The organism is Citrobacter sp. Awk 2 (assembly GCF_028069815.1).
Taxonomy (GTDB): domain Bacteria; phylum Pseudomonadota; class Gammaproteobacteria; order Enterobacterales; family Enterobacteriaceae; genus Citrobacter.
Genome location: NZ_JANEWL010000034.1, coordinates 10980 through 25528, shown reverse-complemented (window position 1 = coordinate 25528; position 14549 = coordinate 10980). Strand labels below are relative to the sequence as shown.

Annotated in this window: 15 protein-coding genes, 1 pseudogene and 1 other annotated feature; of the genes and pseudogenes, 5 read left to right on the top strand and 11 right to left on the bottom strand. The window is 51.0% G+C overall.

What is annotated here, in order from left to right; translation table 11 throughout:
- Positions 1–87: pseudogene (locus NNO02_RS10985) on the bottom strand (YkgJ family cysteine cluster protein); the annotation flags it as partial.
- Positions 88–368: 281 nt separating this feature from the next.
- Here NNO02_RS10985 and ompW point away from each other — a divergent pair.
- The 3 genes from ompW to NNO02_RS10970 all read left to right on the top strand — a co-directional run bounded on the left by ompW (position 369) and on the right by NNO02_RS10970 (position 3075).
- Positions 369–1007: an outer membrane protein OmpW gene (gene ompW, locus NNO02_RS10980; RefSeq protein ID WP_040233206.1), complete on the top strand. Its 639-nt coding sequence runs from the start codon at positions 369–371 to the stop codon at positions 1005–1007.
- Between the two features lie 128 nt (positions 1008–1135).
- Positions 1136–1411 (top strand): hypothetical protein, encoded by a 276-nt coding sequence (locus tag NNO02_RS10975; protein ID WP_271450391.1) that lies wholly within the window; start codon positions 1136–1138, stop codon positions 1409–1411.
- Between the two features lie 191 nt (positions 1412–1602).
- A complete protein-coding gene (locus tag NNO02_RS10970; RefSeq protein ID WP_271450390.1) occupies positions 1603–3075 on the top strand; it encodes a GGDEF domain-containing protein in 1473 nt (490 codons plus the stop codon).
- Between the two features lie 32 nt (positions 3076–3107).
- Here NNO02_RS10970 and trpA read toward each other — a convergent pair whose 3' ends face one another.
- From trpA to trpL, 6 genes are all read right to left on the bottom strand, one after another.
- Positions 3108–3914, bottom strand: a complete 807-nt coding sequence (gene trpA / locus NNO02_RS10965) for a tryptophan synthase subunit alpha (RefSeq protein WP_271454816.1) — start codon at positions 3912–3914, stop codon at positions 3108–3110.
- On the bottom strand, positions 3914–5107 hold the full coding sequence (gene trpB, locus NNO02_RS10960; RefSeq protein WP_202038508.1) for a tryptophan synthase subunit beta: 1194 nt from the start codon (positions 5105–5107) through the stop codon (positions 3914–3916). Before trpB ends, trpA begins: the two co-directional genes overlap by 1 nt.
- A gap of 10 nt (positions 5108–5117) precedes the next feature.
- Positions 5118–6476: a bifunctional indole-3-glycerol-phosphate synthase TrpC/phosphoribosylanthranilate isomerase TrpF gene (gene trpCF / locus NNO02_RS10955; protein ID WP_271454819.1), complete on the bottom strand. Its 1359-nt coding sequence runs from the start codon at positions 6474–6476 to the stop codon at positions 5118–5120.
- 3 nt (positions 6477–6479) lie between these two features.
- Positions 6480–8075, bottom strand: coding sequence for a bifunctional anthranilate synthase glutamate amidotransferase component TrpG/anthranilate phosphoribosyltransferase TrpD (trpD, locus tag NNO02_RS10950; protein WP_202038509.1), 1596 nt, complete (start codon positions 8073–8075; stop codon positions 6480–6482).
- Complete coding sequence (locus NNO02_RS10945; protein WP_271454815.1) at positions 8075–9637, bottom strand: anthranilate synthase component 1; 1563 nt, start codon at positions 9635–9637, stop codon at positions 8075–8077. The genes trpD and NNO02_RS10945 overlap by 1 nt, the downstream gene beginning before the upstream one ends.
- Positions 9638–9660: 23 nt before the next feature.
- Positions 9661–9755: a sequence feature (Trp leader region), on the bottom strand.
- On the bottom strand, positions 9732–9776 hold the full coding sequence (gene trpL / locus NNO02_RS10940) for a trp operon leader peptide (protein ID WP_212734703.1): 45 nt from the start codon (positions 9774–9776) through the stop codon (positions 9732–9734). Its footprint overlaps the feature before it by 24 nt.
- Positions 9777–9911: 135 nt before the next feature.
- Between trpL and rnm the strand changes: the two genes are divergently transcribed.
- Together rnm and NNO02_RS10930 are read left to right on the top strand one after the other, a co-directional pair.
- Entirely contained in the window at positions 9912–10790 is an 879-nt protein-coding gene (gene rnm / locus NNO02_RS10935) for an RNase RNM (protein ID WP_271440934.1), read from the top strand.
- The gene (locus tag NNO02_RS10930; RefSeq protein ID WP_003833336.1) at positions 10787–11407 is read left to right on the top strand and encodes an L-threonylcarbamoyladenylate synthase; all 621 of its coding nucleotides are present in this window, start codon (positions 10787–10789) and stop codon (positions 11405–11407) included. The genes rnm and NNO02_RS10930 overlap by 4 nt, the downstream gene beginning before the upstream one ends.
- Positions 11408–11763: 356 nt before the next feature.
- Here NNO02_RS10930 and NNO02_RS10925 read toward each other — a convergent pair whose 3' ends face one another.
- From NNO02_RS10925 to NNO02_RS10910, 4 genes are read right to left on the bottom strand one after another with little or no spacing between them, the layout of a single operon-like run.
- Positions 11764–12171: a hypothetical protein gene (locus tag NNO02_RS10925; RefSeq protein WP_271454814.1), complete on the bottom strand. Its 408-nt coding sequence runs from the start codon at positions 12169–12171 to the stop codon at positions 11764–11766.
- A complete protein-coding gene (locus tag NNO02_RS10920; protein ID WP_271454813.1) occupies positions 12156–12551 on the bottom strand; it encodes a hypothetical protein in 396 nt (131 codons plus the stop codon). The genes NNO02_RS10925 and NNO02_RS10920 overlap by 16 nt, the downstream gene beginning before the upstream one ends.
- Positions 12551–13978, bottom strand: coding sequence for a PAAR domain-containing protein (locus NNO02_RS10915; protein ID WP_271454812.1), 1428 nt, complete (start codon positions 13976–13978; stop codon positions 12551–12553). Before NNO02_RS10915 ends, NNO02_RS10920 begins: the two co-directional genes overlap by 1 nt.
- On the bottom strand, positions 13979–14476 hold the full coding sequence (locus NNO02_RS10910) for a hypothetical protein (protein ID WP_271454811.1): 498 nt from the start codon (positions 14474–14476) through the stop codon (positions 13979–13981).
- Positions 14477–14549 lie beyond the last annotated feature (73 nt).

Below are 14549 nucleotides of genomic sequence, written 5' to 3'. Positions count from 1 at the left end.
ATTTGCGCGCAATTGTACCCTGGATAACTCTACAGTGGCAGCATCGTACGATGTATGGAAAGGCATATCTTTGTAAAGCTCCGGTAATTTTTGGCCAGGACTTCAGCATCTTGAAACATCATTGTGTGTTCTCTGTACATCACGTTCAAATAACAAACGCTTCCTGTTGGAGCTAAAGGTACTTGCATAGTGAAAATATATCAAAATTGATCTGAATTAATTTAACCAGGATTTTGAATGCAAGTTCTAACTTAATCTGGATCAATAAATGTTAAATTATCAAACTCAATGTGATCCAGGTTAGATCACTTATTACTCCATTGTGGGTATATTCGTTCCGCTTTTATAACCATAACGATGGAGCGGACATGAAAAAATTAACAGTTGCAGCATTGGCTTTAACAACTCTTCTCTCTGGGAACGCATTTGCGCATGAGGCCGGAGAGTTCTTTATTCGTGCAGGTTCGGCTACCGTCAGACCGACGGAAGGCGCGGGTGGTACGCTGGGAAGCCTGGGTGGCTTTGATGTCAGCAACAATACGCAGTTGGGCCTGACATTCACGTATATGGCAACCGACAATATTGGCGTTGAGTTACTGGCAGCCACGCCGTTCCGCCATAAGATCGGTACCGGGGCAACCGGTGATATTGCCACCGTTCATCATTTACCGCCGACATTAATGGCGCAGTGGTACTTTGGCGACTCCAGCAGCAAACTGCGTCCTTACGTTGGCGTAGGTGTGAACTACACGACTTTCTTCGATGAAGGTTTTAACAACAACGGGAAAGAAGCGGGTTTATCCGATCTGAGCCTGAAAGACTCCTGGGGTGCGGCAGGACAAGTCGGTATGGACTATCTGATCAACCGCGACTGGCTGATTAACATGTCGGTCTGGTACATGGATATCGACACCACCGCGAGCTATAAAATGGGTGGCGTCCAGCAGCGCGACAGCGTACGCCTTGATCCGTGGGTGTTTATGTTCTCCGCGGGTTATCGTTTTTAAGTCAGCGATTCCAGTCTGAAAGGCTGGTCGTTTAGCGGCCAGCTTTTCTCCTCTCTTTTCCCTTCCCGACTTTCTCCCCTTTGATGTAATGCTACTCTTTAAGCAAACTGGCTTTGAGGGTATTGACGATGATATTGACCCGTCAGCTGCTACAACAAAAAATTTCCCTTATGGAAGCATCCATAGACGATGATACGAAAGAGTTTGCCGTGTATGCTGCGCGCGAATTATTGAATTACATGAGCAGGGTGGAAGCCCTGGAAAAGGTCATCGCCACACAAATCACACTACCTTATTGCAGCGCCAGTCCGGTTTGTGAAATCGAAGCGGGGTATGCCGCAGGCGTGAGCGACTGTCGGGAGGCGATTCGGCGTGCCGGCTATCCGATAGCCGGGGATGACTAGTTTGCATTTTTGTTAACAAAAATGTTCTTTTGTTGTATAAATCTGTAACTTAGGTACACGGGATAGACCTTATTTTCATCCATTATCAGGGCCGCAGGACGATCACTATTATTTTTAATACTCAGCGCTGTTATGCAACAACATAAACGGGTAACCGGTTTGGCATTACCGTTAACTATCAGGGTGGACTCGTGAAGATTGTGCAAGATAAGCTCAGGAACAGGCAGGCACTGCTGGTCTCGGGGCTGATTACGCTGATATTTACCTCGTTGTTTCTGTTTATCATCTACGAACAGCGTATGGCCACGGCCAGCGAAGGGATTAACCGCCTGCAAGCCCGTATGCTGGATATCTTTAATGATAATGAACTCATCGCTGATGCGATTGGTGAGCGCTACCATCACATTAAAAATGACGATCAATGTGATAATGCGGCGCAGTTTGTTCCGCGAAATGCAGGTGAATGGGGAATTAATGCCGACCCAAAGCGGGTGCATTCGGCAACAGGGACGATTATCGCCCGACAAGCTAACCTTAAAGCTATATGTATGTATACGGCAGCGGAGTTTATTCGCGGCATGGTTAATGAGTTAAATCCTGGCAGTTTTGACGCGCATCGTTACATCATTGCCAAGAATGCGGATTATTTTTACTGGTTTATGCCTTCTGATTCGCGCAATTTTACGTTCTCTGATTCTGAAATGGCGCAGGACATTACCGGATTTTTCTATCCGCCAGTCGATTTTTATACCCGTTTGCTGCAAAAAAACATCAAGAATAAAGCGCTCAGTTCAACGAATTTTTATACCGATAAAATTACCGGTGAAAAAGCCTACAGCGTGGTGAGCTATATCTATGACCTTTCCGGGAAAGAGATATCGGATCAAATCGTCGCCTATCTGGTCTATGACCATTCAAAGCCGGAGTTGCAGGAGGCGTTGGCAAATGCTTTTGACTATCAAATGCCACCGGGCCTAAATGTGGCTCTGGTGAATTTATCCAATAATGAGCGCCTCTGTTTATCTGGCAAATGTACGGGGAAAACGCGCATTATGGTGCGGAAGTTGTCAGAAAAATATGCGCTGTACTACTCAATAGCATTAGGCCGGTTTATGGTGCGCGATACGCACGCCGGAATTGTGATACTGCTGGCACCATTCTTCTTTATTATGATCAGTTTCTCGCTGAAGTCGTGGCTGAATCAAAGCGACCTCAAAGTCTATATTGATTCGCTGACTGGCTGCTTTAATCGGCGTATTCTAGACATTATTAAGCGTCGGGACTTATCACATTGTTCTGTGGTGCTGCTGGATTGCAATAAGTTTAAGGCAGTCAACGACACCTGGGGGCATGCCGCAGGCGATCGCGCGCTGCAAACTATTGCCAACAGAATGTTGTCAAACACTCGTACCAGCCACGATCTCGTGATTCGTACCGGTGGGGATGAATTTATGATCCTGCTGTTTCGCTCCCAGACAAGTGATGCTATCGCGATTGCGCAGCGTATCAGTGGCCAGGTCAACAATCACGTCTTTGTGGTGGATGGCCACACCGTACCGCTGTCAGTGTCATGGGGCGTTGCTGAGGTGAAGGGCGAACTGGATGTGGCCATCCAGAATGCGGATAACGCCATGTACAAAATGAAGCAGGCGAAAGAAGGGTAAAACCGCCAGACGTTTCTGGCGGTTATTTCAGCTTACTGATGGGTCGCGGCTTTCATTGCACTGACAAAGGATTTCAGCTCAGCCAGCATTTGCTCTGGTGCTGCAACATTCTTCGCAATGATTTTGACAATCGCCGATCCAGAAATAGCCCCCGCAGCACCTGCTTCAATGGCGCCTGTCACCTGTTCCGGTGCAGAGATACCAAAGCCCTGTAATGAAGGCGGGGCATTAAATTCTTTTAGCTTCTCGACCAGATGATGTAACGGTAACGCTGCACGATTTTCGGCACCTGTAACACCTGCGCGTGACAATAGATAGGTATAACCGCGGCCATAAGAGGCAATCTGGCGCAGCAGTTCCTCGTCAGCGTTAGGCGGGCAAATGAAAATTGGCGCGACATTATGGCGTAATGCCGCCGTTCTGAATGGCGCAGATTCTTCAACCGGCACATCGGCGACTAATACCGAATCTACACCGACCTTCTCGCACTGTGCGTAAAATTCGTCAATACCTTTACTGAACACCAGGTTGGCATACATCAGTAAACCAATCGGAATGGTTGGGTGTTTTTGCCGAACCAGTGCCAACATTTCAAAGCATTGTGACGGTGTGACGCCTGCCGCGAACGCACGTAAGGTCGCTTCCTGAATGGTTGGACCGTCGGCCAGCGGATCGGAGAACGGAATACCCAGCTCAAGCGCATCGGCACCCGCTTCGATCAGCGTATCAATGATTTTCAGTGACTGTTCAACAGAAGGATCGCCCAGGGTTACGAAGGGGACAAAAGCGCCTTCTTTGCGGTCCTTCAGTTGTGCAAACAGGTTTTCATAACGTTCCATCAGATTTCCCCTCGCGCTTTCAGAATATCGTGTACGGTGAAAATGTCTTTGTCGCCGCGACCAGAGAGGTTGACCACCAGTAATTGCTCTTTCTCCGGGTTTTCCCGCATCATTTTCAACGCATGTGCCAGGGCGTGGGAAGACTCCAGCGCCGGGATAATCCCCTCATGCAGACACAGTGTTTTGAAGGCTTCAAGCGCTTCATCATCAGTAATCGAAACATAGTCAGCGCGTCCGATACTGTTCAGATAAGCGTGTTGTGGCCCGACTGACGGGAAGTCCAGCCCCGCAGAAATGGAGTAGGACTCTTCGATTTGCCCTTCAGTGGTCTGCATCATTGGCGACTTCATGCCGAAGTAAATCCCGACACGACCATGTTTCAGCGGTGCGCCGTGCTCGCCGGATTCGATCCCGTGACCACCAGGCTCAACGCCAATCAGACCAACGCTGGTTTCATTTATAAAATCGGCGAACATGCCGATTGCATTTGAGCCGCCGCCGACACAGGCGATCACGGCATCCGGCAGACGGCCTTCTTTTTCCAGAATCTGTGCTTTTGTTTCTTCACCAATCATGCGCTGGAACTCGCGTACGATAGTCGGGAAAGGATGCGGGCCTGCCGCCGTACCCAGCATATAGTGCGCGGTATCGTAACTGCCAGACCAGTCGCGCAACGCCTCGTTACAGGCATCTTTCAACGTGGCAGAGCCGCTGTGTACCGGAATAACTTCAGCACCCATCAGACGCATACGGAAAACGTTCGGAGACTGACGCTCGACGTCTTTCGCACCCATATAAATACGGCACTTTAAACCCAGCAGGGCGCTGGCAAGGGCAGACGCCACACCGTGCTGACCCGCACCGGTTTCTGCGATGATTTCTGTTTTCCCCATGCGCTTCGCCAGTAACGCTTGTCCCAGAACCTGGTTCGTTTTGTGCGCGCCGCCGTGCAGCAGATCCTCACGCTTGAGATACAGCGTAGTCCTGGTGCCGTTAGTGATGTTCTGGCATTTGGTCAACGCGGTAGGGCGCCCGGCATAGTTTTTCAGCAGGTCGGTAAACTGGGCCTGAAACTCAGGGTCTTTTTGTGCACTGACGAACGCTTCTTCCAGTTGGCGCAGTGCAGGCATCAGAATCTGTGGCACATACATACCGCCAAATTCACCAAAATACGGATTGAGTAATGTTGTCATGTCCTTTTCCTTAATATGCGCGCAGCGTCTGAAAGACTGAAGCCAGAAGACGTGCATCTTTGATGCCCGGCTGTGACTCTACGCCAGAATTAAAATCGAGCCCGGCACAGCCGGTTTTAGCCGCGTCGACGCAGTTATCTGCACCGAGTCCGCCAGCCAGTAAAACGTTATCCAGCGATTGTCCGCCCAGTAGCGACCAGTCAAAGCGCTTACCGCTGCCACCCTGGCCGTTATCAAAAACGTATTTATCAATATGTTGATAGCGACGAGCAGGCAGTGATTCGCCAACACTCAGTGCCTTCCAAATTTGCACCTGTGCGGGCAGCACCTTGCGCAGAGCATCGACATAGGCCTGATCTTCGCTTCCATGTAGTTGTACGGCGGCCAGCGACAGTGCGGTGACTTTTTCGTGGACGTCAGCGATCTCGGCGTTACGGAACACGCCGATGTACTGTAACGGCGCTCCCGTCATAACGTCTCGCGCCTGTTCAACACTGACAGCGCGCGGTGAGGTTGGGACAAAAATTACGCCGCCATAAATGGCCCCAGATTCGTACGCTGCTTTTGCATCCTGTGCACGGGTCAGTCCGCAGACTTTATTTTCGCCAAGCAAAACACGACGCACGGCGGTATGCAGGTCATCATGGGACATCAGCGCCGAGCCTATCAGAAAGCCGTTGGCAAAATGGCTGAGTTCGCGAACCTGGCCATAGGTGTTGATCCCGGATTCACTGATGACGGTGACACCATGGCCCAGACGAGGTGCAAGCAGGCGGGTACGATTGAGGTCAATCGACAGGTCACGTAAATCACGGTTGTTAATGCCGACGACTTTTGCACCCAGCGCAATGGCGCGCTCCAACTCTTCTTCATTGCTGACCTCAGTCAGCACGCCCATTTTCAAACTGTGGGCGACGGCAGCGAGTTGACGATACTGTTCATCATCTAAAACCGACAACATCAGCAGGCAGGCGTCGGCCTGGTAGAAACGTGCCAGATAAATCTGGTAAGGATCGATAATAAAGTCTTTACACAGAATCGGCTGTGGTGCGATGCGACTGACGATGGGCAGGAAATCAAAGCTACCCTGAAAATATTTCTCGTCCGTCAGCACGGAAATTGCGGACGCGTAATGTTTGTACACTCCCGCAATCTGTGCCGGGTCGAAGTCATCACGGATCACGCCTTTTGACGGAGAGGCTTTTTTACACTCCAGAATAAAAGCGGTTCGTGTCCCTTGCAGCGCATCGTAGAAATCACGCGTGCTGGGTTGAACATCATTTTGAAAGCTGGCCAGCGGTTGTTGCTGTTTGCGGGCTTCTACCCAAATCGCCTTGTCAGCGACAATTTTCGCTAAAACGGTTTGCATCATTTACCCTCTTGCGGCCAGTGCAGTGACACGGTCGTAAGCCGCACCGCTGCGCAGCACATTAATCACGGTTTGCGCGTTGGCTTTTAAGTCTTCTTTACCGTGCAGGCGCATTAACATGGCGACATTCGCGGCAACAGCAGCCTCATGAGCGGCCTCACCTTTACCTTGTAACAAGCGACTCAGAATGTCACGGTTTTCTTCCGGCGTGCCGCCAGCCAACTGTTCCTGATGATATGGCGTCAGGCCAAAGTCTTCCGCCGTTAGCTGGTAGCTCTTGATTTCACCATCATGCAGTTCTGCCACTATGGTCGGCGCATGCAGTGAAACTTCATCCATTCCGCCGCTGTGTACCACGGCTGCCCGTTGATATCCCAGCACGCGCAGTGTTTCGGCAATCGGCAACACCAGTTCCGGGCTGTAAACGCCGATCAGCGCCAGCGGTGGATGCGCCGGATTTATCAATGGCCCAAGCACATTAAACAACGTACGGGTTTTCAACTGCTGGCGTACCGGCATCGCATGGCGAAAACCTGTGTGATATTTCGGTGCAAACAGGAAGCACACGCCCAGGTCATCGAGCGCCTGACGGGATTTATCGGCGTTCATATCCAGGTTGATACCAAATGCCGCCAGCAGATCCGAAGAGCCAGATTTACTGGAGACGCTGCGGTTGCCGTGTTTGGCCACTTTTAATCCACAGGCCGCCGCGACAAACGCGCTGGCGGTGGAAATATTGATACTGTTACTGCCGTCACCGCCGGTTCCGACAATGTCGGCAAACAGATAGTCCGGGCGCGGGAACGGGGCGGCATTTTCCAGTAATGCCGTTGCCGCACCGGCAATTTCATTCGGGTGTTCGCCACGAATTTTCATACTGACCAGTGCCGCAGCCAACTGTTCCGGCTTCAGTTCACCGCGAACGACAGCAGAGAACAGCTGGTGGCTTTCCTGCTGGGATAACGTCTGAGCCTGGTACAGTTTTTCCAGGATCGGTTGCAGCGTATTGGTTTGTTCGAGCTTCTGTTGCGCCCAGGCCAGCGTTTGCTCCAGCAGACGCGCACCCTGAGTGGTCAGAATCGATTCCGGATGGAACTGGAAGCCGCATACGCGGTCGGTATCGTGACGAACTGCCATGACCATACCGTTAAAATGCGCGTTAATGGTCAATCCGGCCGGTACGTTGCTGCCAACCAGCGAGTGATAGCGCGCCACCGGCAGCGGGTTTGCCAGACCGGCGAACATCGCCTGCCCATCGTGTTCAATGCTGGAGGCTTTGCCGTGCAGGATTTCCCCCGCCTGACCGACATATCCACCATAGGCTTCAACAATCGCCTGATGCCCCAGACAAATACCGATAATGGGCAGTTTGCCGCGCAGGCGGGTTAACAGCTCCGGCATGCAGCCCGCTTCACTGGGTGCGCCAGGCCCTGGAGAAAGCATCAGCACAGGGTTTTTCATCGTCGCTAAACGGTCAATTAACGTCTGAGCCGGAATATGGTTACGGTAAATCACTACGTTGTGACCGTTAGTACGCAGCTGATCTGCCAGGTTGTAGGTAAATGAGTCGATATTATCGAGCAGCAGAATGTCAGCCATTAGAAAGTCTCCTGTGCGTGGTGCGCGGTGGCAATAGCACGCAAAACGGCACGCGCTTTATTACGGGTTTCATCGGCTTCAGACTGCGGAACAGAATCCAGAACAATCCCGGCACCGGCCTGCACGGTGGCGATGCCGTCTTCCACCAGGGCTGAACGGATCACAATGCAGGTATCCAGGTCGCCATGGGCGGTAAAGTAGCCGACCGCGCCGCCATAGCTGCCCCGACGGCGACCTTCGGCCTCGGCGATTAATTGCATTGCGCGGACTTTGGGCGCGCCGCTCAGCGTGCCCATGTTCATACAGGCGCGGTAAGCATGCAGCACATCCAGGTCGCTACGCAGTTCGCCCACCACACGGGATACCAGGTGCATCACGAAAGAGTAACGGTCGACTTTGGTCAGGTCGGCAACATAGCGGCTACCTGGGGTGCAGATACGTGCGAGATCGTTACGAGCAAGGTCGACCAGCATCAGGTGTTCGGAAAGTTCTTTATGGTCGGTACGCATTTCCAGCTCGATACGACTGTCGAGATCGCGATCCAGCGAGCCATCCGCACGGCGACCACGCGGGCGGGTCCCGGCGATCGGGTAAATTTCAATCTGACGGCTGGTGGCATCGTATTTCAACGAGCTCTCCGGCGATGCACCAAACAGGGTGAAATCATTGTCCTGCATGAAAAACATGTACGGGCTGGGGTTGCTTTTCTTCAGCACATAGTAGGCTGCCAGCGGCGACGGGCAGGGCAGCGAGAAACGACGAGATGGAACCACCTGGAAAATCTCACCTGCGCGAATCGCTTTTTGCAGGCCACGCACTACTGCACCGAACTCTTCATCGCTCTGATTGCATTCGCAGCGCATTTGCGGGACTTCAGTGACGGGCAGCGGCGGTGCGGGTTCGGTGAGCTGTTGGCTCAGCTGTGCCAGGCGGGTGTTCAGTCGCTGTTTTTCCTCGTTATTTGGCGTAAAGATGCTGGCCTGAATGCGGGTGCTTTTTTTCTGGTGGTCGATAACCATCAGCGTTTCTGCCAGATAGAAGCAGTAGTCCGGGCAACGGTTACCCGCTTCAAGCTGAGGTAAATCTTCAAATCCGGCAACCAGGTCGTAGGAAAACAGACCGCCGAAGAACATGGCTTCACGCTCTTGCGCCGGAACATTGACCAGCTCCTGCAACAAACGGAACGCGTCAAATACAGAAAGTGAGCATAAACGGGCATCTTCATCCAGCAGCGGGCTTACGCTGGGGAATGTCAACTGACGAACGTTCGGCTGTTTATCGTTTTCAACGCCCGTGGGCAGGGCGGCGTCCAGCAGAGGAAGCAGCGATGCGCCATTCGCCGACAATGCCTGAATAGTGACAGTGTCACCCAGGGCGGTAATACGCAACGCGCTGTCTACCAGTAGCAGGCTCTTGAGATCGTTCTTGCTGTCGATATCGGCGGATTCCAGCAACAACGTTGCCGGTCGTGCGCCACATACCTGATGAAACAGCGCCGTTGGGTTCTCACGGTAGGCGGCATCGCAGGCGAGCAGTTCAAGTGTTGGTTTTTGTGTTTGCATCGTTCTTCTCATTAATTTTGTTCAAAAAAAAGCCCGCTCATGTGGCGGGCCGGGTATCTGGTTGCATAGTGCAGACGTAAGACACTGCCCGAAATCAGGAAGTGCGCCACCAACCGTGCAGAACAAAGCGTGCTTTCATCTCAGATACCTTCTTCATGTGAACTTGCGTACTAGTTAACTAGTTCAATGGGGTAAAGTCAACACCTGATTTCAGTTAATTTGTCGAAACCGCTATGATGATCGTGATACGACATTTATTGAAACGGGAGACGCCTTGAGCGACACGAATTACGCAGTGATTTATGACCTGCACAGCCATACGACAGCCTCCGATGGGCGATTGACGCCAGAGGCCTTAGTACATCGTGCGGTAGAGATGCGAGTCGGTACACTGGCGATCACCGATCATGACACCACGGCAGGTATTGCGGCGGCAAGAGAAGAAATTTCACGTTCGGGGCTAGCGCTAAATCTGATCTCGGGTGTTGAAATTTCAACGGTCTGGGAAAACCATGAGATCCATATTGTGGGTCTGAATATTGATACCGCACATCCTATGATGCATGCGTTTTTGGCACAGCAAACGGAACGCCGCCAGCAGCGCGCGCGCCTGATTGCAGAACGGCTGGACAAAGCGCATATTCCGGGAGCGTGGGAAGGGGCTTTGCGTTTGGCTGACGGCGGGGCCGTCACGCGGGGCCATTTTGCGCGTTTTCTGGTGGAATGCGGAAAAGCCACAACCATGGCGGATGTCTTTAAAAAATATCTTGCCCGTGGGAAAACCGGTTACGTTCCGCCACAGTGGTGTACAATAGAACAAGCTATTGATGTCATTCATCATTCTGGCGGTAAGGCAGTTCTGGCTCATCCTGGGCGGTACGATCTTAGCGCTAAGTGGCTGAAAAGACTGGTCGCACATTTTGCTGAACATCACGGTGACGCGATGGAAGTGGCACAGTGCCAGCAGTCTCCCAATGAACGTACCCATCTGGCGACGCTTGCGCGCCAGCATCAGTTGTGGGCATCGCAAGGGTCTGATTTTCACCAGCCGTGTCCATGGATTGAACTGGGGCGCAAACTTTGGTTGCCTGCCGGCGTCGAAGGCGTGTGGCAGCTTTGGGAACAGCCCGAGATCACAGAGAGGAAAGTATGAGCCAGTTTTTTTATATTCATCCCGAAAACCCACAGCAGCGGTTGATCAATCAGGCCGTTGAAATTGTGCGTAAAGGTGGGGTGATTGTCTATCCAACCGATTCCGGCTATGCGTTGGGATGCAAAATTGAAGATAAAGGCGCGATGGAGCGTATTTGTCGTATCCGTCATCTGCCGGACGGCCACAACTTTACGCTGATGTGCCGCGATTTGTCGGAGCTGTCTACCTATTCATTTGTCGACAACGTGGCCTTTCGTTTAATTAAAAACAATACGCCAGGCAACTATACTTTTATCCTGAAAGGGACGAAAGAAGTTCCACGCCGACTGCTGCAGGAAAAGCGTAAGACTATTGGCCTGCGAGTTCCGTCGAATCCCATTGCGCTGGCGTTGCTCGAAGCTTTGGGTGAGCCAATGCTTTCTACTTCACTGATGCTTCCGGGCAGCGAATTTACCGAGTCCGATCCCGAAGAGATCAAAGATCGTCTGGAGAAGTTGGTCGATCTGATCATTCACGGTGGTTACCTTGGTCAACAACCGACGACGGTCATCGATTTAACCGATGATTCCCCGGTGGTATTGCGCGAAGGCGTTGGTGACGTTAAACCTTTCTTATAAAGGCGCGAACCGCTATACTACGCGGCCTTAAAATGGCGCTGACTGGCGCCGTTGATTCTCCTGTTCGACGCCTGGGAAGGCGCGCAAGAAAAATAAAAAATCATTATTAATCAATACATTAATCTAAGTGCGTGAATGGCGATCATCGCCTTGTGTGACAGCTTTAGCAGCACTTTGACTCCCATCCTTTATGCACACCGTTTTCTATTCTCTGGCAGGCTTTAACGTCTGCGCCAATAAGCTGGTATCACCAACGGACTTCTTTGATTCGGGAGCAGGGGGAGAGTCTGGTGGAAATGAGGGATCGCTATGTGCTAATTGCAAGCCAGCATGATTGCTGGCTTGGCTTCGGGAGTTTATCGGAAGTACAGAACAGACCCGGCGATAATGATTGATAGCAATCCTAAAACAGAGAAAGCGTACTCGACGATAAACCAGTTTTTGAGGTGAGGTGGCAAGCCTCTGATGAACGTAACATCATCATTGGTACTGTCTACTGAGCTTTTACCAAAGATTAACGGGTTTACGATAAAATTGATCTTTGCGGCATAACCTGAGCTAAATCCTATCGAGTCCGCTTTGTCGAAAATAATAGCCCCTGCCGGGAGAGAGCCAAACTTTTCTTTATACAGCGTACAGATCGCGGAGAAGCGCTTTTTGTTGATAAATGAGAGCAACGCGACGGCGATACCGCAGACAAGGCTTAACCCTCCAAATCCGCAGATGATTAGTTCTGATGGTAAGTTGGTCATTTGTTGACCCAAAGCCATACACCACCGAGAAGTAGGGCAACAAAACCTATTGCCGAGCACACGAATTCTGCGATAAACCAGTATCTGATGTTTGCAGGTAGTCCTCTGATGAATGCAGCGTCATCGATTTTGCTATGTGCAGACTTTTTCCCGTAAATTAACGGATGAATGATAAAGTTTATTTTTGTCGAGTATCCTGCTGTGAAACCGATTACGTCGGCATCTTTTAACACTGCGGCAGCAAGTGGCAAAGATCCAAACTCCGCTTCGTATAATCGGCATACTTCAACAAAACGCTTTTTGTTTAAAAAAGAGATGACCACCATCATGACGATAGCAACCATCATTACGCCTGAAATGATGAAGAGTAGTAAATCAGATAGAGTAACCATTATTTGGTTACCTCATAGATTTTTTCTCCTAATGTCTCACCAAGTTTGCCACCCAACTCTCCCCCGGTATAACCTGCCGCACCAGTGAAGATTACACCGCAAGCCAGCATTCCAGCACCAGCTGCTTCAATGGTTAAAGCCCCCAAAACAATAGAACAAACAGCTGTAGAGGCACCACCAGATACGAGAACTCCAGCACCAATCCCTCCACCTATACTCATACCAAAACTTCCAACCTCGGTATAAGCCGTTTTTTCGCAGTCTGACCCAACTGTGCAGGCTTCGTAAATCTTATCCAGCCTGTTCACGCCATCAAGAGCGATTCCGACATAGCCCGCTGTTTTCAACATTTTCACATACTTTGCAGCTTTCTCGATGAAGGTGGCGTAGCCCTCAATATCTGCAACTCCGGTCTGATTCCAGCGATGTGTAATCGAACTGGTTGAAAGTCCCAACGCCCGTTTAATGTCTGGGTAGTCCTGCAATGCCAGCTTGTGACGCGTGAAATCCGTTAGAATGCTATCGAGTTCACCGAACAGTTGCCGTCTTTGAACATAAAATTGTTCACTAATCAGTGATCCGCTGGTGATGTACTGATTTTTGTATGCTTGCTGAATCTTGGTCAGAACACTCTCGATCTTCTCAAAGTATTTTCCCGCAGCTTCTGAGGCGATCCCTGTTGTCGTACTGGCTTGAGAGGTAGAAAGATCAATGGTGTCTTTATGTTTATGCAGGAAGTTAGCTTCCTGGATTGTCAGCGGTTCTAACGCCGCATCAACTCGCGCTTTCGCGGCTTTCATGTGGGCGATTTGCTCGTCGTCCTGTTTTTCTGGATCAACCAGAAGCATAATCGAACCCGCTTTGTATCTTTCATCCGGGCCGTTCAGCGTAGAGAATAACTCCTTTGCTCGTGCTGGCGGGGTGCCTGTGAATAACAGACGTTGCCAGGCTTCGGTGGTGCCGCCGTAGGGGATAACGGCAAAACCTGCGTCGATGCCTGTTTTCTTTTTTGCTGTCTGGGCGTGTTGTTCTGGTTCTGCTTGCGGCTGTTGAGATGCAGCAAGAGCGGCTGCTGCGGTTGCCGCTTCTGCCAGATACCTTGCTGTTGCCTGAGAGGGAGATTCACCTGGGCCGATCCATCCCAAAGGGGCTATGATACGGTTAGATCCAGAGGGGCAGCCACATAAAACGACGCCCCTGTCCACGGCTACAGGGATCTGGTGAATTGTGCGGTGTGACTCACCTTCAACAACTTTTCCTTCTTTGCCGCATTTCGGGCAAGCGGTGGTCTTGTCACCCAGAACAATCGGACGACGACCAAGAATGTTACCGCAAGAAAGTGAGGGGATGAGTTTAGCGCCAGTTGTGGTTTGATCACCAAACAACGCCATTCCCCGCCCTAAAACGTTTGGACGCATTCCCCCCATTTATGCCACCTTTGCAATAGTCAGGAAATCATCTGGAATTGATTCACCCTCGCGGAAAGAGAACACTAATCCATAATCAGGGGTGCTGATAATTACATCTCCGTTATCAAGCAAGCTACCAACCAGTGCTATTCCTTTACCTTCCCATTCGCTTAACTGCCCGGCGCTGGTGATGATGACAGCTTTCGTTCCGTCTGGATAAGTGACGGTTGCACCTTCTGTGACAATGCTGGCCCATTCACCGCTATCGAGTTGGACTTTCATACCCTGGCTTGGATCTGGATTAGGCACATCGACAATGCCGCCCCGAAGAGTGCGGCTCCCGGCAACGGCTGAACGATAGATAGCTGTAACTGGATGGTGTTCGGCGTACTCTTGCTGCTCGATAACGAGTTGGCGGGCTTCTTCATTCATTTCGGACAGTTGGTTGTCGGTATAACGAGGAGCATCTAAAGATGCGATGATTTCAGGGGTAAGATCGTTGTTGTACTGTTTCATAAGTCCCTCTACTTGTTATAGAAATAATCACAGAGGTCATTCTACAAGCAATAACCACATGCGCAACAAACAT